The organism is Nocardia sp. NPDC050406 (genome assembly GCF_044459025.1).
Lineage (GTDB): Bacteria > Actinomycetota > Actinomycetes > Mycobacteriales > Mycobacteriaceae > Nocardia.
The window spans coordinates 899,180-919,275 of record NZ_JBITIM010000003.1 but is presented as its reverse complement, the minus strand read 5'-3'; the positions used below and the strand labels follow the sequence as shown (position 1 = coordinate 919,275).

Here is a 20,096-nt window from a genome sequence, read left to right as displayed (position 1 = left end):
CAACAGCCGCTTGCTGAAAGTTCGCCATTGGTAAGTGGGTTGCCTCGGCGGACATTGTGCGCTGCCATTGACGGGTGAGCCTTCCGCTGCTGCTGAGCTTTATCGGGCTGTGTGTCCTGCTGTCGGTGACGCCCGGCCCGGATTCGTTTCTGGTGCTGCGGTTTTCGATGGCGGGGCGACGACCCGCGATCGCCGCGGCGGTCGGGTCGGCGCTGGGCGGAATCGTCTGGGCCGTGGTGGTGGCGGCGGGCGTCGCCGCGCTGCTGGAGCAGTCGGCCACCGCCTATCGCGCACTGAAGGTCGTCGGCGGAATCTACTTGGTGTACTTGGGAATTCGCACGCTCATCGCGCTGCGCCGGGAGCGCCGGGAACGGTCCGAGCACGAGGGTCTCGAACACGCGGGCGCGCGGGAGCGGGCGGCGTCGGCGCGGTCGGCCTTCGTCGCCGGATTGCTGTCGTGCGTGTTCAACCCGAAGGTCGGCCTGTTCTATCTCGCGGTGCTGCCGCAGTTCCTGACCGAGGTCACCTTCGCGAACACCCTCGCCCTCGGCGCGATCGAAAGTGCCATCGCCGCAATCGAAATGGTGCTGCTCGCGCTCGCCGCCGCGCGGGCGGCGGATCTGTTGCGCAGCCGCAAGGTACGCGACCGTCTGGAACAGGCCAGCGCCGGAATTCTCGCGGCGCTCGGCATCGGCACCGCGACCTCGGCGACCTGACCGGTCAGAGCGCTTCCGGGCGGTGGTAGCCGCCGTTGTAGTAGAGCAGCGGCGCGGCGGCGGGCAGCTCCTCGGCATCGTCGTGCACGCGGGTCACCAGGCCCACCACGAGGGTGTGATCGCCGAGTTCGATGAGTTTGTGGATGGTGGCGCGCACCCAGATCGGGGTGCCGTGCAGCACCGGCTCGCCGGTATCGAGGGTGGTCCACAGCGAGTGGTCGGCGAAGCGCTGGTCGGCGGCGCGGCTGAAGCGTTTGGCGATGTGCTGCTGGTGTTCGCCGAGGAAGTGCACCACCACCGACTCCGCGCGCAGCAGGGCCGCGATGCTGGAGGAGGTGTGCGCGATATTGAACGAGATGAGCGGCGGCTCGGCGGACAGCGAGGCGAACGAGGTGGCTGTGAAACCGACCGGACCGTTCTCGGAGGCCAGGGTCACCACGGTCACGCCCGCCGGATAGTGCCGCATGGCGGAGCGGAACTGATGCGCGGTGATGCCGCTCAGATCATCGGGGACCCGTAGCTCGGAGGGGAAATCGCTCACACCCCGAACCTACGTCCGAGGCGGCGCGGCTATTCCTGGTTGTGCTCAATCTGACTTGAATTCAGTCGACATCAATGGCCAGACCTGCGGTGATGCGGACCAACTCGCGGAAATTCGTTCGGAAGAGCGTGTTCGGATGCCCGCCCGCCGCCCACAGCTCGGGGTAGCTGGCGAGCGCGTTGTCGATGTAGGTGGGCAGATTGGTGGGGTGCCCGAGCGGGGCCACGCCACCGATCGGCTGCCCGGTCACCTCCCGCACCAGCGCGGCGGGCGCGCGGGTCAGGGTGCCCTCCAGACGCTGCCCGGTGCGATCGACATTCACTTGGTGCGCACCGGAGACGAGCAGCAGCACCGGATCGTCATCGAGCAGGAACACAAGGGATTTGGTGATCGCACCGATTGCCACGCCGAGGGCCTCGGCGGCCGCGGCGGCGGTGTGCGTGGGTTGTTCCTGGGTGAGGATCACGCCGTGATGGCCACGCGCGATCAGGGTGTCGGAGACCTTCGAGGCGATCGGCGGCAGGGACCTGCGCATGGCACCAGGGTAGAGCGATTGCGGACGATGTGCGGGGTATCGGTGATGCATCATCCACATGGGGGCGCGGAAACGCCCGTGCCGCAGCGGTTGTGCCGCACCGCGCGGAAAACCGCTGCGGCACATCGTGTTCAGCGCCGCGCCAGCACTGCGCACGCGCGCCGCCCGCGCCACCGATACGCTGGGCGAATGACTGCATGGAAGGCTTTCACAGTCGAGAGCAAGGACCACGTCGCCCAGGTGACCCTGACCGGACCCGGTAAGGGCAATGCCATGGGACCCGACTTCTGGCACGAATTGCCGCTGATCTTCGGCGAACTCGACGCCGACCCGGAGGTGCGCGCCATCGTGCTCACCGGTTCCGGCAAGCACTTCTCCTACGGCTTGGATCTGCCCGCCATGAGCCCGCTGTTCGGTCCGCTGCTCGGCGAGGGCAAGGCGCTGGCCAAGCCGCGCACCAACTTCCTGCGCCACATTCGCGAGATGCAGGCCGCGGTCACCGCGGTCGCCGATTGCGGCAAGCCCGTCATCGCCGCGGTCTCCGGCTGGTGCATCGGCGGCGGCCTGGACCTCATCGCGGCCGTGGATGTGCGACTGGCCAGCGCCGACGCCAAGTTCAGCCTGCGCGAGGCCAAGGTCGCCATCGTGGCGGATATCGGTTCGCTGCACCGGCTTCCGGGCATCATCGGCGAAGGTCACGTGCGCGAGCTCGCCTACACCGGCAAGGACATCGACGCCGCGCGCGCCGAGAAGATCGGCCTCGTCAACGACGTGTACCCCGATCAGGAGGCGGCGCTGGACGCGGCGCACGCCATGGCCCGCGAGATCGCGGCCAATCCGCCGCTGGTGGTGCAGGGCATCAAGGATGTGTTGGAACAGCCCAAGGCGGGCCGGGTGGCCGAGGGGCTGCGCTACGTCTCCGCGTGGAATGCCGCCTTCCTGCCCTCGGAGGATCTGACCGAGGCCATCCAGGCCGTGTTCGAGAAGCGCGAACCGCAGTTCAAGGGCAAGTAGACACGGTTCCGACACAAACAACGGGTGGTGCGAAAACCGCACCACCCGTTCGTATGTCGGCCCAATGGCCTCAGTGGCCGCCCTGCTCCTTCAGCCGGGCGTAGGCCTCGGTGACCAGGCTCTCGGCCTTGGCGCGGCCCTCCCAGCCCTCGACCTTGACCCACTTGCCGGGCTCCAGATCCTTGTAGCGCTCGAAGAAGTGCGCGATCTCCTTGCGCTGGAACTCCGGAATGTCCTCGACGTCCTGGATGTGATCCCAGCGCTTGTCACCGGCGGGCACCGCCACGACCTTCTCGTCGCCACCGGCCTCGTCGCTCATCAGCAGCACGCCGACCGGGCGGGCCTCCACCAGCACACCGGGGAACACGGGCTCGGGCAGCAGCACCATGCAGTCCAGGGGATCGCCGTCGGAGCCGAGGGTGTTCTCGATGAAGCCGTAGTCGGCCGGGTACATCATCGGGGTGTACAGGTACCGGTCCAGCTTGACGCGGCCCGTCTCGTGGTCCACCTCGTACTTGTTCCGCTGACCCCGGGGGATCTCGATGGTGACGTCGAACTCCACGTCATCTCCTCTTTTCTGGTGCCTATGGCTGCCGACTCGCCAGCTCGTTCGGGGGAACGACTGCGCAACGAGGATAGTGTGGTGCGCGAGCGCGTGGGTGCGGCAGGGACGCCGGACAATCCCCACCACTGGTATCAGGGAGACAGCGGCACGTGGTTGGTCCGGACGAGAAGAAGATCGGTGGGTTGGCGGCCAAGCGTCGCCGCAGGACCTGGGTCCTGGTGTCATCGCTCCTGGTCATGGTGCTTATCGCGGCGGGTTCGGTGGCACTGATCGTGAAACCGTGGACGGAGGAATTCCGGCACGGGGGATTGACGATCGCCGCGCAGCCGACGCCCGTCACGGCCACGCCGCAGGTCACGCCCGCGCCCACCGATGGCCCCGCGCCGAGCAAGAGCGGTCTGGCCGCGGCGCTCGCGCCCGTGGTCGGCAATCCGGATCTGGGCATCTTCGCGGGCATGGTCTCCGATGGCGACACCGGTGAGGTGCTGTTCAGCACCGATCCCGACAAGCCGATGATTCCGGCCTCCAACGCCAAGATCCTGCTGACCGCGGCGGCCCTGCTCGCGCTGCCGCCCGACAAGCGGGTGACCACCAAGGTGGTGGCCGGGTCCGCGCCCAATGAGCTGGTGCTGGTCGGCGGCGGCGATCCCACGCTGACCGCGCAGCCGGACGGCAAGGGCTACTACCCGAACGGACCCAAGCTGTCGGATCTGGTGTCGCGGATCAAGGCGTCCGGCCGCAAGGTCGACACGATCGTGGTGGACACCTCGCTCTACACCGGCCCGAGTATGGCGCAGGGCTGGGATCCGGTGGATATCGCGGGCGGTTCCATCGCGCCCATCGACCCGGTCATGATCGACGGCGGGCGGCTGGAACCGCTGAAGGACTACTCGCCGCGCACCGACAAGCCCGCACTGGCCGCCGGTCAGCGGCTGGCCACCGAGCTCGGTCTCGACCCCGCGCGGGTGCGACTGGGTACCGCACCGGCCGGGGCGGTCGAGGTGGCCTCGGTTCAGTCCGCGCCGCTGCGCGACCGGCTGCACGACATGATGGTGCACTCCGACGACGTGCTGGCCGAGACCATCGGCCGGGAGATCGCGGCCGCCACCGGCAACGAGCAGTCCTTCGCGGGTGCGGCCACCGGGATCAATACCACTTTGCGGGCGGCCGGATTCGACACCACGGGGGTGACCCTGCTCGACGGGGGCAGCGGACTGTCCGTGGACGACCGCATGCCGCCGAGCGTGCTGGACCGCGTCATCACCGTCGCGGCGCTGCCGAACGACACCGGGAACCAAGGGAATTCGACCCCGAACGGCGCTCCCGCCCCGCTCGCGGCCCTGCTCGACTACCTGCCCGTGGCCGGGGCGACCGGCACGCTGACCGACCGTTACGTCGACGGTGACCGCGCCGCGGCGGGCTGGGTTCGCGCCAAGACCGGAACTCTGGATGTGGCAAGCTCGTTGGTGGGGTATGTGCTGGATCGCGATGGGCGCGTACTCACTTTCGCTTTGATGTCGAACGACCGACTGCCGGGGCTGAGCCGCCCGGCATTGGACGCCATCGCCACCACGCTGCGTAACTGTGGCTGCTCCTGACGGGTGGATGAATATGACCGGACCCGAACACAATTCGGCGGATGCCGCGCGACCGGACTCCGGTGAATCCCACGCCCAACTGGTGATCGACCCGAAAACCGGTGAGCTGAGCCGCAAATCCAAGTCCGGGCTGACCGGGGCCGTCGACTGGCAGCTCGCCGCCCGCACCGGATCGCTGCTGGTGCCGTCGGGGCCGCGCACGACGCGGTACTCGGCCGAGCAGGCCGTGGCCGAGCTGGCCGAGGCCTCCATTCGGGCCGAGGCCCCGGTGCGCGAGGTCAGCCATCTGGTGGACGGTTCGGTGGTGCCCGCCGCGCGCATCGTGGACCGGCCCGGCTGGATTCGGGCGGCCGCGGCGTCCATGTCGGCGCTCACCGGCACCGACTCGCGTGATCGCGGATTCGTGGGCAAACCCGCCGGGGTGCAGGCCGGGGCGATGCTGGCCTTCCTGTCCACCGCCATCCTCGGCCAGTACGACCCCTTCAGCGGGCCCGACGGCACCCTGCTGCTGGTCGCGCCGAACATCATGGGCGTGGAACGCGCACTCGGCGTGCCGCCCAGCGACTTCCGGTTGTGGGTGTGCCTGCACGAGGTCACCCACCGGGTGCAGTTCTCCTCCGCGCCGTGGTTGGCGGGGTACATGAAGCGCAATGTCGAGGTGCTCGGTGAGGTCGGCGACGAGCCCATGGCCGATATTCTCGCCCGGCTCATGGAGGCTGTTAAGGATCGTCGGCGCGGTATCGAGGATCCGGCCGCCAGCGGGGTGATCGGACTGCTGCGGGCCAGTCAGCCCGAACCGCAGCGCGAGGCCCTGGATCGGTTGCTCATGCTCGGCACGCTGCTGGAGGGCCATGCCGATCATGTGATGGACGCCGTCGGCCCGGCCGTGGTGCCCTCGGTGACCCGCATTCGCTCCGCCTTCGACCAGCGCCGCCGCCGTCCGGGCAATCCGATTCAGCGGCTGCTGCGGGCGCTGCTGGGTATGGACGCCAAGGTCGCGCAGTACGTGCGCGGCAAGAAGTTCGTCGACGAGGTCGTGGCGACCGTGGGCATGGAGCGCTTCAACGCCATCTGGACCGATGGGGACACGCTGCCGCGCACCGATGAGATCGGCGAGCCGCGGCGCTGGGTGAATCGCGTCCTGGGCTGAGTGCCCTGCGCTGTCGGACGGCGGCGTGAAACCATCGGTGGTGTGAATCGCCCACGGCTACCCGAGACCCCGGCCGCGCTGGAAATGCGGCACGCCGTGCGGGATTGGCTGGGCGTGTACGCCCCCAACGGGGTCGTGGCCGTCGGATTGTCGGGCGGGGCGGATTCGTCGGCGCTGACGGCGGCCGCCGTCGCCGAGGCCGATGCCGTGGACGCGCTCGTCGTCGATCATGGCTTGCAGGAGGGCTCGGCCGCCGTGGCCGCCGAGGCGGCCGCCGCCGCTCTGCGACTCGGCTGTCGGTCGGCTCGGGTGCTGGCGGTTCGGGTGTCGGGTGGCGGCGGGTTGGAGGCCGCGGCGCGGCGGGCCAGATACGCGGCGCTGGACGGCGCGCGCGAGGGGCTGCCGGTCCTGCTCGGCCACACCCTCGACGATCAGGCCGAGACCGTGCTGCTGGGTTTGGCGCGGGGTTCGGGCGCGCGGTCCATTCAAGGGATGGCGGCCTTCGCCGATCCGTGGGGGCGGCCGCTGCTGGGGGTGCGGCGCGCGGTCACCCGACAGCTCTGCGCGGATATCGGGCTCGTCCCGCACGAGGATCCGCACAACAGCAGGGCCGAGTTCACCCGGGTTCGGCTCCGCACCGAGGTGCTGCCGCTTCTGGAGGAGGTGCTCGGTGGCGGCGTCGCGGCGGCGCTGGCGAGAACGGCGGCTCAGCTGCGCGAGGACGGGGCGCTCCTGGACGCGCTCGCCGAGAATTTGCTGGAGCGGGCGCGCGATGGCGAAGGGCTCGCCGTCGAGATACTCGCCACTGCCGTGCCCGCCCTGCGGAAGCGGGCCATTCGGGCATGGTTGCTCGACGGTGGCGCTAAGGCGTTGACCGACAAGCATTTACGCGCGGTCGACGCGCTGGTCACCGATTGGCGCGGACAGGGCGGCGTGGCCGTTGGCGGCGGGTCGGACGGGACCAGGTTGGTTGCCGGGCGCGAACATGGCACTCTCATACTGAGCTTGGCCGAGTACGAGCCCAGGTGATTCGGGATCCACATCACTGAAGGGAAACCAGCGGACGTGTACGGGGACGACATCGCGTCGGTGCTGATCAGCGAGGACGAGATCGCGGCGAAGGTCGAGGAATTGGCCGACCTTGTTGCCAAGCGTTATCCGGCTGACGCCCCGGAAGGCGATCTGCTGTTGGTGGGCGTGCTCAAGGGCGCGATCTTCTTCATGACAGACCTGGCCAAGAAACTCTCCATCCCCACGCAGATGGAGTTCATGGCGGTCTCCTCCTATGGTTCGTCCACCTCGTCCTCGGGCGTCGTGCGCATCATGAAGGATCTCGACAAGGACATCGCCGGGCGCAATGTGCTGATCGTCGAGGACATCATCGACTCCGGTCTCACGCTGTCGTGGCTGCTGCGCAACCTCTCCAGCCGCAATCCGGCCTCGCTCGAGGTCGTGACGCTGCTGCGCAAGCCCGACGCGCTGCGCACCCAGGTGGATGTCATGCATGTCGGCTTCGACATCCCCAACGAATTCGTGGTCGGCTACGGCCTCGACTACGCCGAGCGCTACCGCGATCTGCCCTACATCGGCACCCTGCACCCCAAGGTCTACGGCGGAGCCTGAGCCGTCTCGCCTCACGAAATCGGTTGCCCGGAGGGCGTTTCCGCCGGGAATGTGAGGAATTTCACTCACCCTGTTCAGTGGTTGTCGCGACCTGGCGACCCTGGTTGTTGCTGTGTCCTCCACGCGCCCGCTCGATCTTGTCCGGGTTGATGGCCGTGGCGCGGGTAACTGCTGGTCACTTGACCGTATAGATCTTGTTCAGCTGTCCATTTTGTTGGTCGCTGGCGGTTCGCGGAGCCGGTTCGCACAGTGCCCAGGCCACGTCATATGCTGTCTGTAACAAACCTGATGGCTGTTTTCGTTTCGGATTCCAAACTCCGAGGTCGGATCTGGCTGGAAATTCAAGACCGATTCTGATAGCAAGGGGCTATGGACCCGCATCTGCGCGACCTGCGGTATTTCGTCGCCGTCGCTGAGGAACTGCACTTCACCAATGCCGCACAGCGGCTGCACATCGCACAACCCACTCTGTCACGGCAGATCCGGCAGCTCGAACGTCAGCTCGACGTGGTCCTGTTCGATCGCAATCAGCGCAGCGTCGCCCTGACCGTGGCGGGCAAGGAACTGCTCGAAGGTGCCCGGAAGATCCTGGAACTCTGGGAGGTGACCAATGTCGCCCTCCAGGAGGCGGGCGAGGTGCTGCGCGTCGGCATCCAGTCCTCCATCGGGCGCGGCCTGATCACCGATCTGGAGAGCGCCAGCGGACACCGCCTGGCACTGCACTCCGCGTCCTGGACCGACCCGTCCAGCGGCCTGGCCGGACGCCAGGCGGATCTGGCGCTCATGTGGCTGCCCGTACCCGACACCAGCCGCTACCGCTGGCAGGTGCTGCGCACCGAGCCGCGCTGGGTGCTGCTGCCGGAGAACCACGCGCTGGCCGGACACGAGAGCATCGAATTCACCGACCTGCTGGACGAGCCCTTCATCGCCATGCCCGCCGAAGCCGGTGCGGCACGCGACTTCTGGCTCGGGGCCGATGCCCGCGGCGGCCGTCAGGCTCGCATCGGGGCGGAGGCGGCCACCGCCGAGGAGCGTCTCGAGGCGGTCTCGCTCGGCCTCGGCATCTGCCTGCTCGCCGAGAACAATGTGCCCATGTACCGCTGGCCCGGGCTGACCGCCCGTCCGGTCACCGGGCTGGCGCCGTGCGAACTGGCCGTAGCCTGGCGCGCGGACGACGATCGGCCGACCATTCTCGAATTCGCGACCCGCGTGCTCGAGGGCGGTTTCGCCGACCGCGAGCCGGTGGCCGCGGCGCAGTAGCCTGCGCTGACAGACGGCGGCAGTGGGTCGGAGGCACTGCCGCACCGCGCTGCGCGGGAACGTATTCGGGCCGCTCGCGGGTTATGCCGCGAGCGGCCCGCCGTTTCGCAGGGGCTTTTCGACGGCCCCGCTTGGCGATCCGGTTGTCGTTCAGGAAGTTTCGGTAGCCGCCGTCGTGGTTTCAGCGCGCGGTGCGCCGCCACGGGTGGGCGGATTCGAGCTGCGCCGCCACGCGAAGCAGAGTGGATTCACTGCCGGGCGGGCCGATGAGTTGGGCGGCGACCGGGGTGCCGGTGCGCGGATGGATCCCCATGGGCACGGTCAGGGCGGGCCAGCCGACCAGGTTCCACAGCGGCGTGTAGGGCGAATAGCGCACATTGGCAACGACATTGGCGAGCCACGGCAGGGCGTGCCAGCGGCGGGCGCGCGGCGGCGGGGTCGCGAGCGTGGGGGTGATGATCACGTCGTAGCGGTCGAAGTGGTCGAGCAGTCGGGCCTCGATGCGGTCCACCTGGGAGGCGCGGATCAGGCCGGAGCGCAGGGCCAGCTTGCCGAGCGCGATATGGGTGCGGGTGCGCTTCTGGAGTCGGTCCGGGTGCGCGACGGCGGCGGCCTCGCGGGCGGCATTGGCCACCCAGCGCAGCATGAGCGCGAAAGTCGCGCCCTGATACGGCAATTCGGCCGATTCGACGGCGTGCCCGGCATTGGCGGCCGCGGCGGCGGCCTTGCGGGCGGCGGCGTCCCAGTGCCGGTCCACGCGGGTCAGCGGCAGCGGGGCCGCGGCGGCGAGGCCGATGCGCAGGGATTGCGGCGACTCCAGATCGGCCAGGTCCGGGCGGTCCGCGAGCACCGAGAGCATGAGCGCCGCATCGGCGACAGTCGTTGCGAGCACACCGTTTTCGGTCATGCCGCCCCAAGAGTCGAGTCCCACCTCGGCCGGAATCAGCCCGCGCCCCGGCTTCACGCCGACGACACCGCAGCAGGCGGCGGGAATGCGCACCGAACCGAGTCCGTCGTTGCCGTGCGCGATGGGCACCATGCCGGAGCCGACCGCCGCGCCGGACCCGCCCGAGGAGCCACCGGCGCTGAACTTCGGGTTCCAGGGATTGCTCGTGACCGCCGTGGGGGAATCGGTGACACCCCACAGGCCGAACTCCGGAACAGCGGTAAGGCCGACGATCACCGCGCCAGCCGACCGTAGTCGCCGCACCACGGGATGATCGGCCGCCGCGGGCCGATCCGACCCGGCAGTGGATCCGGCGCGGGTCACCTCGCCCGCCACGTCGATATTGTTCTTCACCGCGATGGGCACCCCGGCCAGCGGCAGGACATCCAGATCGGCCCGCTCCGCCACGGCCGCCGCCTCCGCCCGCGCCGCCTCGGCGCGAACATGACTGAACGCGTTGACTTTTCGGTCTCGGGCCTGAATTCGCTCCAGCGCCTCGTCCACCAGGTGGACGGGTGAGAGCACCCCGTCCCGCACCGCGGCCGCGATGGCCGTGGCCGATCCGGTATCGATGCGCGGAGCCCGATCGCCGCCCGTCGAAGCAGCGGTGGGCGATTCGGAGTGGCCGCTCGATTCCTCGGCGAGGCCGCCAGGGGTGGCGGGCGGTGCGTCGGGCTCGGGCCGGGTGGGATGTGTCGCGCCGGATGCGGTGCCCGCTGCGGTGGGGGTGGCGTCGGGGGTGTCGTCAGCGGTCATCGCTATCTCCTGGCCGGGTTCGGCGGTGGACAGCGGAGGCGTATGCGAGGAATTCGCGGGGGGAGCCGTCGACGGGGTTTCGGGGCCGGTGGGATGGGCTGGCCGGTCGGATGTGGCCGCGTCGCGCCGGTCGGCGTCGGTATCCACTGGTGAGATGCCGTCCGCTAGGGCGGCGCCCTCGTCGTACATGCTGGTATTCCCCCGTCGCCTGGTCGTCGAAATCGGGTGATCCGCTGTGCAGCCGCAAGTTATCATTCCCGCAGTTGCTCGGGGGATGATGGTGTCGGGTGTGGCGGATTCTATCCGGCGCATCCACGGACCGAACAGTGCGGATTCGATGGGTATCCGTGCCGAGCCAGGCAGGTGCGGACATGAGTTCAGGTGCCGATCACCGTTCCGGTCGGGCTACGGCCGGTACGGAATTCAGCGCGGTCGCCGCCTTCGCCGCGGCCTGGGACGCGGCCGCCGCGCCACCGGAGATCGCCGATTTCCTGCCCGATGCCTCCACCCTGCGGCGTGGGGCGTTAATCGAGCTGATCCGGGTGGATATGCGGCATCGCTGGCTGCGCCGGTCGGGCGCGGCGGCCGAGCGCGCGCAGCGGCTGCGCAAGAGACTGACCGAATACTGTTCCGAATTCCCCGAACTGACCGCCCACGACCTCCCCGCCGGTCTGGTCTACGAGGAGTTCGTCATTCGCCGCCACAGCGGTGAACGCGTCGATCCCCGCGGCTACCTGCGTGAGTATCCGCATCAGGCGGCCGAGCTGCGGGAAATGCTCAATGCCGACGACGAGGACCAGAGCACCCGCCGCTCGGCCTTCGAGGATTCGCGGCGCGGCGGAGTCGCCACCGAGGCGGCGCCCGCGCCGCCCGGCGTCGTTGGGGAGGCGACCGGTCGCGAGGTGGGGGAGCGCGGAGGTGAGGCCGAACCCACGCGCGCGGCCACCGGGATCGACGAATCCACTCGAGCGGGAACTGATCTCGACTCGACTCGTGCCGCCGATGTACTCGGTGAGTCCACGCACGCCGACGCGGGGGAGCGGACGCGGGCCGACGCCGGTGAGTCGACGCGGGCCGACGCCGGGGAATCGACGCGGGCCGACGCCGGGGAGTCCACCCGGGCCGCCGAGGTTTCCGACGCCACGTTCGCCGATCTGCTCGACGATGCGACGCGTACGACCGCGCAGGGGACCACGCAGTTCGATCCGGCGGCCGCGCCCGATACCGGGGAGTTGCTCGACCGCATCGAAATCGGCCAGCGCATAGACGATTTCGATCTGTTGACGAGTCTGGGGTCGGGCGCGTTCGCGCGGGTGTTCCTGGCGCGACAGCGGTCGTTGCAGCGGCTGGTGGCGGTGAAGATCTCGGCCGACCACGGCACCGAGCCGCAAACGCTGGCGCAGCTGGACCACGACTACATCGTGCGGGTCTTCGATCAGCGGCTCATATCGGGTATCCGCACCGAATCCGGTCGACGGCTACGGCTGCTGTACATGCAGTTCCTGCCGGGCGGGACGCTGTTGGGCGTGCTGCGGTGGGTGCGCGCCACCCCGGCCGAGCAACGCTCCGGGCAGCTGCTGCTCGACGCCGTGGATGCCGCCATGGAGGAGAAGGGCGAGATCCGGCCCACCGACTCCAGCGTGCGGGCCGAGATCGCCGAGCTGAGTTGGCCGGAAACCGTTGCGTGGCTGGGCCGTCGGCTCGCGGAGGCGCTCGAGTACGCCGACGGCCACGGCACCCTGCACCGCGATGTGAAACCCGCGAATGTACTGCTCACCGCCGAGGCCGTCCCGAAACTCGCCGATTTCAATATCAGCTTCAGTCGCAATCTCGAGGATGCCAGCCCGGTCTCCTACTTCGGCGGCTCGCTGTCCTACATGTCCCCGGAGCAGCTCGCGGCCTGCCATCCGGGCCGCCCCGGCACCGCCGCCGACCTCGACACCCGCGCCGACATCTTCTCCCTGGGTGTGGTGCTGTGGGAATTGCTCACCGGTGCAAAGCCTTTCGACGACAGCACGGCGGGCCCCGGCGACCACGGCGACCGCACCACCCTGGAGGCCATGCTCGACCGCCGCAACTCCGGCGTCGACTCCGTGGCCCTGGAGCGAGTGCCCGTCGACTGCCCCGCCGCCCTGCGCCGCGTCCTGCTCACCTGCCTGGCCCCCGATCGCGACGAACGCTGGAGCAGCGGCGGCGTACTGGCCAAACAGCTGGAGATGTGCCTCGACGAACGCGCCCGCGACCTGGTGGATCCGCCGCCGGACAGCTGGCGGCTGCGGCTGCGCGGCTGGCGGATCCTGATCATCACGCTGGCCATCGGCATCCCGAACATCCTCGCGTCCCTGTACAACATCGGCCACAACGACATGCTGATCGTCAGCCGCCTCACCGAGGACGCGCAACGGACCTTCACCCTCGTCACCGCGACGGTGAACGGATTGTTCTATCCGATCGGCATAGCGGTCATCATCTATCTGGGCCGCTCGGTCATCACCGTGCCGCACGGTTTGAAACGCGGCAGAGCCTTCGATCCGGAGACGCTCAGAGCGGCCCGCGCGGACGTGCTGCTGCTGGGCGAGCGCGCCTCCTTCGTGGTCTTCACGCTGTGGGTGCTGGCGGGTTTCACCTTCCCGCTCTCGCTACGCCTGGCGACCGGTGAGATACCCGCGCGCGGCATGCTGCACTTCCTGGTGTCGCTGGTGGTGTGCGGCGCCATCGCGGTCGCGTACCCGTTCTTTCTGGTCACCTTCTACCTGGTGCGCTGTATCTACCCGATGTTCCTGCGGCACGGCGATATCAGCTCCGACGACGCCGTCTGGTTGCACCGCCTCGGCGACCGCTGCACCGGCTATCTGGCCGTCGCCGCCTCGGTGCCGCTGCTCGCCGTGGCGGGTGTGACCTTCCTACCGGCCACCGACATTCCGGAGGTGATCGTCGCGGTCCGCGTGCTGTGCGTGGGCGGTATCGCGGCCTTCGTGGCGGTCTACTGGATGTTCCGGGCCCTCGAGGCCGATCTGAGCGCCCTGGAACGCGTCGTGGACCCCGGCCGGACGGCTCGCGGCGCGCCCCCGCCCGCCGACGCGGAGATATGAGCGTGCCCGAAACCCCCGCGGAGGCGGTGGCCCGTTTCGCCGCCGACTGGGAATCCGCACTGCGCGGTGACCGCCCCGAACCGCCCGCCCTGGGCCATTACGTGCCCGACGGCAGTGAGGCGCGCCTGGCCGTGCTCACCGACCTGGTGCGCGTGGACCTGCGCCAGCGCTGGCACCGCACCGGTGCGGGCAAGCGAATCCTGGAGTACGGCAAGGAGTTTCCCGAGGTCGCCGCCAGCCCGCAGTTCGTGGAGCTGGTCTGCGAGGAATTCCTGGTGAGCCGCCGCTACCGGCCCGTGGATCTGGACGCCTTCACCGCCGACTACCCGGAGGAGTTGGCCGCGGCCATTCGCGAGCGGCTCACCGGCGCGGAGCCCATGGCCGCGGCGCGGTTGCCCGACCACATCGAAACCGGCCGTCGCCTCGACGATTTCGATCTGCTCACCGACCTCGGCGGCGATGCGGCCAGCCGGGTCTTCCTGGCGCGGCAGCGCTCCATGCAGCGTCTGGTGGCGGTGCGCGTGCAGGCCGACGCCGACGGTGACGCGCCTCGCGTCGCCCAGCTGGACCACCAGTACATCGTGCGGGTCTTCGACCAGCGCCGGATCGAGGACGGCGGAAAACCGCTGCGGCTGTTGTACATGCAGTACCTGCCGGGCGGTGCGGCCTCCGGTGTGTTGGAACGGCTGCGCGAGCAGGGCACCCGGGAGGGTGGCGAACTGCTGCTGAAGTCCGTGGATGCCGCGATGGAATCCCGAGGTGAGATCCGCCCGACGGATTCGCGCGTACGCGCCGAGATCGCCGAACTCAGCTGGCCGGAAACCATTGCGTGGGTGGGGCGTCGTCTCGCCCTGGCACTCGATTACGCGGAGCGCCACGGCGTACAGCACCACGATATTCGGCCCGACAATGTGCTCTTCACCGTCGAGGGTGTGCCGAAGCTGGCGGATTTCGCCCTCGGGCCGCTGCATCCGGGGTACGGCGATATCCGTTGTGCGGCAGCCAAAGATATCGAGGCGTTGGCGTATTACTCGCCGGAACGTCTCGCGGCCCTGCTCGATCCCGCCGCGCGCGTGCCCGATACGCGCAGCGACATCTACTCGCTCGGCGTGCTGCTGTGGGAAATGCTCACCGGCGCAACGCCGTTCGATGACACTCACGCCGTGGCCGCCGCCGATGTCGGGCCGGATGACCTCACCGACCTCATGCTGCGTCGCCGCGCGGGCGTCCCGGAATCGGCTCTGGCCGCGCTGCCCGCCGACACCCCGCCCGCACTGCGCCGGGTGCTGCTGGAGTGTCTGGACCCGGATCCGGCTCGGCGCTGGCAGACCGGCGCCGAACTGGCCGGGCAGCTCGATGTCTGCCTCGATGCCCGCGCCCGCGATCTGGTCGACCCGCCGCCGACCAGCCTGCGCCACCGAGCGCGCGGCTGGCTGCTGCCCATCGCCGTCCTGTGCGTCCTGGTGCCGAACGCCCTCGCCAGCCTCTACAACGTCCGACTCAATCAGCGGCTCATCATCGACCGGCTGTCCGACGCCGATCAACACCGATTCGATCTGGTCGTGCTGGTGAACAATGCCGTCGCCTTCCCGCTGGCCGCGCTGTTGCTCGTCTGGCTGTGTCGCCGTCCCTTGGCCGTACCGCTCCGATTGGCCCGCGGGCACGTCTACACCCCCGCCGAACTCGCCCGCGCCCGCGCCGACACGCTCACCATGGGCGACCGCGGCGTCTGGGTGCCGTTCGGGATGTGGGTGTTGGCGGGCATCGGCTGGCCGCTGGCGCTGGCCGGATCGGGAGTCAGCCTGCCGCCCAGTACTTTCGCGCACTTCTTCGCCGCGCAGATCGTCTGCGCGCTGATCGCGCTGGCCTATCCGTTCTTCCTGATCACGGTGTACGCGGTGCGGTCGCTGTATCCGCAATTGCTGGTGCGCGGCGGTATCGGACCCGCCGACGGGCGGCAGCTGTGGGCCTTGGCGCGGCGCAGCAATTTCTATCTCGCCGTGGCCGCCTCGGTGCCGCTGGTCGGCGCCGCCAGCGCCACCTTCGTCTCCGCGTCCGACCTCGAATCGGTGCTCGTCCCGGTCCGCTGGCTCAGTGTGGGTGGCATTCTGGCCTTCGTGATCACCTACTGGCTGTTCCGACTGCTGGAAGCCGATCTCCAGGCGCTGGTGCGCGTCATCCCGCGAGGCGCGCGGTGAGGCCGTTCGGTCGGCTCGTGAACCTCTCGCACATCCACGATCCGAGCACGACGCCGCTGTTCCCGGGCGATCCCGCCTTCACCGTGGAGACGGTCGCGACCATCGCGGCGGACGGGTATTTCCTGCGCCATATCCATCAGGCCGAGCACACCGGAACCCATTGGGGCGCACCGATTCACTTCGATCCGGAGGGTGCGGCGGCGGACGAACTCGATCTCGAGGATCTGTTCCTGCCCGCGGTGAAGATCGATGTGCGGGATCGGTGTGCGAACGACCGCGACTACGCCATCACCGTCGGCGATCTGGTGGTGTGGGAGGCGAGATTCGGTCGCATCCCGGACGAATCGGCCATCGTCGCCTGGACCGGATGGGATGCGAAATGGGGCACCGAGGATTTCCTCGGTGTGGGCGAATCCTCGGGACGCCAACCCGGTTTCGCGGTCGACACCGTCGAATGGCTACTGGAAACCGGACGTCTGGGGCGACGCGGGGCGCTCGGTATCGACACCTTCGGTCCCGATATCGGCATCGACGACGAATACGCGGTGTCGAAACTGCTGTACCGCGACCACCGCATCAGCCTGGAATGCCTGGCCAACCTGGCCGAATTGCCGGAGACCGGCGCGTGGATACTGGTCGGCTCGCCCATTCATCGCGGCGGGTCGGGCGCACCCGCAACGATTTTCGGCGTGCTCGGGCAGTAAAGTGCTCGGATGGCCCGCACCGGCGTCGAAACGTCCCTGACGGAGCTGGCGGCGCGTATCGCGGCGGCCGCCGATCGGGCGCGGGGGAGCGGCCGTTTCGTCCTCGGCATCGCGGGACCGCCGGGCGCGGGGAAATCGACCCTCGCGCGGGGCGTGCGCGACGAATTGAATATTCACGCCGGGGCGCGGATCGCCGAGGTCGCGCCCATGGACGGCTTCCATCTCACCAACGACCGATTGCGCGAGGCCGGGAAACTGGCGCGCAAGGGCGAGCCCGACACCTTCGATATCGCGGGCTATCTGGCAACGCTGCGCCGAGTGCGGGAAACCGCGCCGGGGCAACAGGTTCCATGGCCGACGTACTCGCGTGAACTCCACGAGCCGGTGCCCGGCGGCGTGGTCTTCGACCAGCACACGATCGTCGTCACCGAGGGCAACTATCTGCTGCTGGATACGGGGGAGTGGGCGGCGGTGCGGCCGCTGCTGGATCAGAGCTGGTATCTGGACGTGCCCCGGCCGATTATCGAGAAGCGGCTGGTGCGCCGTCATATTCGCGGTGGGCGCACGGCGGCGGACGCGAAAACCAAAGTGGAGCACAGCGATCTGAGCAATGCCCGCTTGGTGGAGCGCACGCGGTTCACCGCCGATCTGGTCCTGCGCAAATCCGGCCGCGGCTACCGTATCGACTGAAACGACCAGTGCCGCATCCATTCCCGGGTACCGAGGAAACGGCAGGACAGCGAGGCCACTTCGGCGGCTTGCCGCAGCGCGGTGGGGAAATCCGCGCCCAGCGCGTGGAAGTGGCAGAACGCGCCGTGCAGGATATCGCCCGCGCCGAGGGTGTCGATGGCCGCGACGGTCGACACCGGAACCTCGCCTCGGTCGGCGGGGGTGGCATAGCGGATCGACTCGCCGCCACGGGATATCGCGGCCCCGCGCAGCCCGAGGGAGAGCAGACTGTCGAGGACCGCGTCGGTGCCCGGCTCCAGACCCGGCGGTGCGAAGGCCGCGGAGCAGATGGCGATATCCACAAGTGGCAGGAGTTCGCTGTGGATATCGCGCCAGCGGCCCGCGTCCAGCACCACGGCGATGCCGCGTTCGCGCGCCGCCGCGGCGACCGTGCACGCCAGCTCCGGATAGTGGCCGTCCACGAGAACCGTCGCCGCGCCGTCCAATAGCACGCCGTCGGGTGCGGCGAGCGGCTCGCGGAATTCCGAACCGTCCATGGAGACGACCGTGCGGGTGGCCGCGCCCGTGGCCACGACGATCGACGACACCGGTGGGCGCTGTGTTCGCACGGGCGTGGAATCGACCACGGCCACACCATGTTCGCGCAGGTCGGCGCGGATGGGTTCGGCCAAGGCGTGCTGCCCGAGCGCGGTGATCAGCCTCGGTTCGCGACCGGACAGGAAGGCGTACGCCACCGCGGCGTTGGTCGCCGGGCCGCCCGCGCCCAGTAAGACGTCCTCGGCCTGGATCTTGGTGTCCTCCACCGGATATCGCTCGACGGCATAGGCGATGTCGAGGGTGGACAGACCGACGAAAACCGCAGCGCTACCCATGGATCGACCCTACCCAGGGCGGTCGTGCCGGGCGGCCCGCGACACCGGTCGACGCCCTTTCCGGCCTGTCCCCATGGCACCGCGGCTACTGTTGATGGTCGGGTGGGAAGGAACATCATGGAACTGGCCAAGGGTGCGAACGCACCGATCTCCGCGAGTGAAGTACTGGTCGAGGTGGCATCCTCGGCGCCGGTCGATGTGGCGGCGCTGCTGCTCACCACCGCCGGGAAGGTCCGGTCCGACAGCGACTTCGTGTTCTACAACCAGCCGATGGGGCCGGGTGTCACCGCGCAACCGCCCAATCGGGTGCGCATCGCCACGCGGGATGTGCCGCCGGATATCGACAAGGTGGTGGTCACCGCCAGCCTCGACGGCACCGGACCGCGCACCTGGGGCCAGGCCGGGCCGCTGCGGGTGATCCTGCTCGACGCCGCGACGGGCGCGATGCTGGTCAGCTTCACCCCGACCGATCTGAATACCGAGACCGCCGTCATCGCCTGCGAGATCTACCGTCGCCAGGGCGCGTGGAAGATCCGCGCGGTCGGGCAGGGCTACGCCAACGGGTTGGCAGGTATAGCAACGGATTTCGGCATCACCGTCGACGACAAACCCACCCCGAGTCCGGCGCAGAACTATCCCCCGCCGAGCCCCGGACAGACCTACCCCGCGCCGAGTGCGGGCCAGACTTACCCCGCGCCGAGTGCGGGCCAGACGTACCCAGCGCCGAGTTCGGGGCAGACTTACCCCGCGCCGAGTGCGGGCCAGACGTACCCAGCGCCGAGTTCGGGGCAGACTTACCCCGCGCCGAGTGCGGGGCAGGGGTACCCCGCGCCGAGCTATCCCGCGCCGACGCACTACCCATCGCCTCCCCAATACCCCGCGCCTACGCCGCACCCTTCGCACGGCTCGCAGCCCCATCCCACAACGCCCGCCCCGGGGCAGCCGCCGAGCCCCTATCCCGCGCCGCAGTCCTATCCGCCACCGCAGCCCTATCCCGCACCCGCACAGGACCCGTACGCCGCGCCGTCCTACCCGGCACCGCAGCAGCCCGCGTATGGGCAACAGCCGCACCAGCATTCACCCCAGCCGGGGCATGGGCAGCAGTCGCCGTACGGGCAGCCGCAGCCCTATGGTCAGCCGGGGCAGAGTGGCTATCCGCAGCCCCATGCCCCCTCGACACCCGCCACGGCGCGATTCGGTGAACCCACCGTGAGCCTGGACAAGGGCCGAGTGTCGTTGAACAAGAACGAAACCGTCTCGTTGACCAAGCACGGTGCACCGCCGCTCACCCGGGTACGGATGGCGCTGGGCTGGGATCCGGCCGTCGGCGGGCGCAATATCGACCTCGACGCCTCGGTCATCGCCTACGACCGGCGGCCCAAGAAGATGGCCAATGTCTGGTTCCTCAAACTCTCCGCCTTCAATGGCGCGATCGCGCACTCCGGCGACAATCTCACCGGCGCGGGCGAAGGCGACGACGAGGTCATCACGGTCGATCTGACCCGGCTGCCACCGGATGTGTACGCCCTGGTCTTCACGGTGAATTCGTTCTCCGGGCACAAATTCGACCATGTGCGCCACGCCTTCTGCCGCCTGGTCGACGATCTCACCAATACCGAACTGGTGCGCTTCGAACTCTCCCAGGGCCCGCCCCGCACCGGTGTGTTCATGTGCATGCTCACCCGCGGCCCGCAGTTCTGGAACATGACCGCCCTCGGCGAATACGCCGACGGCGCGACCGTCCGCAAAATGGTCGATCCCGGCAAGCGCTTCGTCCAGCAGACGCTGCACTGAAACGGGCCGCCCCGGAAACTACCGGAGCGGCCCGCGAAACAG

17 protein-coding genes are annotated in these 20,096 nt (G+C 69.1%); 12 read left to right on the top strand and 5 right to left on the bottom strand.

Annotated features, from left to right (window positions below):
- The first annotated feature begins 74 nt into the window (after positions 1-74).
- Positions 75-716, top strand: a complete 642-nt coding sequence (locus tag ACIBH2_RS27630) for a LysE family translocator (RefSeq protein WP_397122558.1) — start codon at positions 75-77, stop codon at positions 714-716.
- Between the two features lie 4 nt (positions 717-720).
- Here ACIBH2_RS27630 and ACIBH2_RS27625 read toward each other — a convergent pair whose 3' ends face one another.
- Both ACIBH2_RS27625 and ACIBH2_RS27620 read right to left on the bottom strand, forming a co-directional pair.
- Positions 721-1,182 carry a flavin reductase family protein gene (locus ACIBH2_RS27625; protein WP_397123057.1) on the bottom strand — a complete coding sequence of 154 codons (462 nt, stop codon included), beginning with the start codon at positions 1,180-1,182 and terminating at the stop codon, positions 721-723.
- Between the two features lie 136 nt (positions 1,183-1,318).
- Complete coding sequence (locus ACIBH2_RS27620; protein ID WP_397122556.1) at positions 1,319-1,792, bottom strand: YbaK/EbsC family protein; 474 nt, start codon at positions 1,790-1,792, stop codon at positions 1,319-1,321.
- Between the two features lie 189 nt (positions 1,793-1,981).
- Between ACIBH2_RS27620 and ACIBH2_RS27615 the strand changes: the two genes are divergently transcribed.
- Positions 1,982-2,806, top strand: a complete 825-nt coding sequence (locus ACIBH2_RS27615) for a crotonase/enoyl-CoA hydratase family protein (protein ID WP_397122554.1) — start codon at positions 1,982-1,984, stop codon at positions 2,804-2,806.
- Positions 2,807-2,876: 70 nt separating this feature from the next.
- Here the strand turns inward: ACIBH2_RS27615 and ppa are convergent, their stop codons facing one another.
- Positions 2,877-3,368, bottom strand: a complete 492-nt coding sequence (gene ppa, locus ACIBH2_RS27610) for an inorganic diphosphatase (protein ID WP_397122552.1) — start codon at positions 3,366-3,368, stop codon at positions 2,877-2,879.
- 152 nt (positions 3,369-3,520) lie between these two features.
- Between ppa and dacB the strand changes: the two genes are divergently transcribed.
- From dacB to ACIBH2_RS27585, 5 genes are all read left to right on the top strand, one after another.
- Positions 3,521-4,969 (top strand): D-alanyl-D-alanine carboxypeptidase/D-alanyl-D-alanine-endopeptidase, encoded by a 1,449-nt coding sequence (gene dacB / locus ACIBH2_RS27605; protein WP_397122550.1) that lies wholly within the window; start codon positions 3,521-3,523, stop codon positions 4,967-4,969.
- Between the two features lie 13 nt (positions 4,970-4,982).
- On the top strand, positions 4,983-6,119 hold the full coding sequence (locus tag ACIBH2_RS27600; protein WP_397122548.1) for a zinc-dependent metalloprotease: 1,137 nt from the start codon (positions 4,983-4,985) through the stop codon (positions 6,117-6,119).
- An 84-nt stretch (positions 6,120-6,203) separates the two neighbouring features.
- Positions 6,204-7,148, top strand: coding sequence for a tRNA lysidine(34) synthetase TilS (gene tilS, locus ACIBH2_RS27595; RefSeq protein WP_397123055.1), 945 nt, complete (start codon positions 6,204-6,206; stop codon positions 7,146-7,148).
- Positions 7,149-7,184: 36 nt separating this feature from the next.
- Positions 7,185-7,742 (top strand): hypoxanthine phosphoribosyltransferase, encoded by a 558-nt coding sequence (gene hpt, locus ACIBH2_RS27590; RefSeq protein WP_397122546.1) that lies wholly within the window; start codon positions 7,185-7,187, stop codon positions 7,740-7,742.
- 369 nt (positions 7,743-8,111) lie between these two features.
- Entirely contained in the window at positions 8,112-9,002 is an 891-nt protein-coding gene (locus ACIBH2_RS27585) for a LysR family transcriptional regulator (RefSeq protein ID WP_397122543.1), read from the top strand.
- Between the two features lie 181 nt (positions 9,003-9,183).
- Here the strand turns inward: ACIBH2_RS27585 and ACIBH2_RS27580 are convergent, their stop codons facing one another.
- The gene (locus tag ACIBH2_RS27580; RefSeq protein WP_397123053.1) at positions 9,184-10,704 is read right to left on the bottom strand and encodes an amidase; all 1,521 of its coding nucleotides are present in this window, start codon (positions 10,702-10,704) and stop codon (positions 9,184-9,186) included.
- Positions 10,705-11,075: 371 nt separating this feature from the next.
- Here ACIBH2_RS27580 and ACIBH2_RS27575 point away from each other — a divergent pair, with 371 nt between their 5' ends.
- From ACIBH2_RS27575 to ACIBH2_RS27560, 4 genes are read left to right on the top strand one after another with little or no spacing between them, the layout of a single operon-like run.
- The gene (locus tag ACIBH2_RS27575; RefSeq protein WP_397122541.1) at positions 11,076-13,796 is read left to right on the top strand and encodes a serine/threonine-protein kinase; all 2,721 of its coding nucleotides are present in this window, start codon (positions 11,076-11,078) and stop codon (positions 13,794-13,796) included.
- Positions 13,793-15,994 carry a protein kinase gene (locus ACIBH2_RS27570; protein ID WP_397122539.1) on the top strand — a complete coding sequence of 734 codons (2,202 nt, stop codon included), beginning with the start codon at positions 13,793-13,795 and terminating at the stop codon, positions 15,992-15,994. The genes ACIBH2_RS27575 and ACIBH2_RS27570 overlap by 4 nt, the downstream gene beginning before the upstream one ends.
- Positions 15,995-16,011: 17 nt before the next feature.
- A complete protein-coding gene (locus ACIBH2_RS27565; RefSeq protein WP_397122537.1) occupies positions 16,012-16,698 on the top strand; it encodes a cyclase family protein in 687 nt (228 codons plus the stop codon).
- A 9-nt stretch (positions 16,699-16,707) separates the two neighbouring features.
- Positions 16,708-17,388: a nucleoside/nucleotide kinase family protein gene (locus tag ACIBH2_RS27560; RefSeq protein WP_397122535.1), complete on the top strand. Its 681-nt coding sequence runs from the start codon at positions 16,708-16,710 to the stop codon at positions 17,386-17,388.
- On the opposite strand, the gene ACIBH2_RS27555 is transcribed toward ACIBH2_RS27560, so the two are convergent.
- A complete protein-coding gene (locus tag ACIBH2_RS27555; RefSeq protein ID WP_397122533.1) occupies positions 17,373-18,260 on the bottom strand; it encodes a PfkB family carbohydrate kinase in 888 nt (295 codons plus the stop codon). The genes ACIBH2_RS27560 and ACIBH2_RS27555 overlap by 16 nt on opposite strands.
- Before the next feature lie 117 nt (positions 18,261-18,377).
- On the opposite strand from ACIBH2_RS27555, the gene ACIBH2_RS27550 reads away from it, so the two are divergent.
- The gene (locus tag ACIBH2_RS27550) at positions 18,378-20,054 is read left to right on the top strand and encodes a TerD family protein (RefSeq protein ID WP_397122531.1); all 1,677 of its coding nucleotides are present in this window, start codon (positions 18,378-18,380) and stop codon (positions 20,052-20,054) included.
- The last annotated feature ends 42 nt before the right edge of the window (positions 20,055-20,096 follow it).

Coding starts and splice junctions, on each gene's coding strand:
- ACIBH2_RS27585 (WP_397122543.1), top strand. CDS start 8,112: ATGGACCCGCATCTGCGCGACCTGCGGTATTTCGTCGCCGTCGCTGAG.
- ACIBH2_RS27575 (WP_397122541.1), top strand. CDS start 11,076: ATGAGTTCAGGTGCCGATCACCGTTCCGGTCGGGCTACGGCCGGTACG.
- ACIBH2_RS27625 (WP_397123057.1), bottom strand. CDS start 1,182: ATGCGGCACTATCCGGCGGGCGTGACCGTGGTGACCCTGGCCTCCGAG.
- ACIBH2_RS27555 (WP_397122533.1), bottom strand. CDS start 18,260: ATGGGTAGCGCTGCGGTTTTCGTCGGTCTGTCCACCCTCGACATCGCC.
- ACIBH2_RS27615 (WP_397122554.1), top strand. CDS start 1,982: ATGACTGCATGGAAGGCTTTCACAGTCGAGAGCAAGGACCACGTCGCC.
- ACIBH2_RS27550 (WP_397122531.1), top strand. CDS start 18,378: ATGGAACTGGCCAAGGGTGCGAACGCACCGATCTCCGCGAGTGAAGTA.
- ACIBH2_RS27580 (WP_397123053.1), bottom strand. CDS start 10,704: ATGACCGCTGACGACACCCCCGACGCCACCCCCACCGCAGCGGGCACC.
- ACIBH2_RS27620 (WP_397122556.1), bottom strand. CDS start 1,792: ATGCGCAGGTCCCTGCCGCCGATCGCCTCGAAGGTCTCCGACACCCTG.
- ACIBH2_RS27570 (WP_397122539.1), top strand. CDS start 13,793: ATGAGCGTGCCCGAAACCCCCGCGGAGGCGGTGGCCCGTTTCGCCGCC.
- tilS (WP_397123055.1), top strand. CDS start 6,204: ATGCGGCACGCCGTGCGGGATTGGCTGGGCGTGTACGCCCCCAACGGG.
- ACIBH2_RS27600 (WP_397122548.1), top strand. CDS start 4,983: ATGACCGGACCCGAACACAATTCGGCGGATGCCGCGCGACCGGACTCC.
- ACIBH2_RS27560 (WP_397122535.1), top strand. CDS start 16,708: ATGGCCCGCACCGGCGTCGAAACGTCCCTGACGGAGCTGGCGGCGCGT.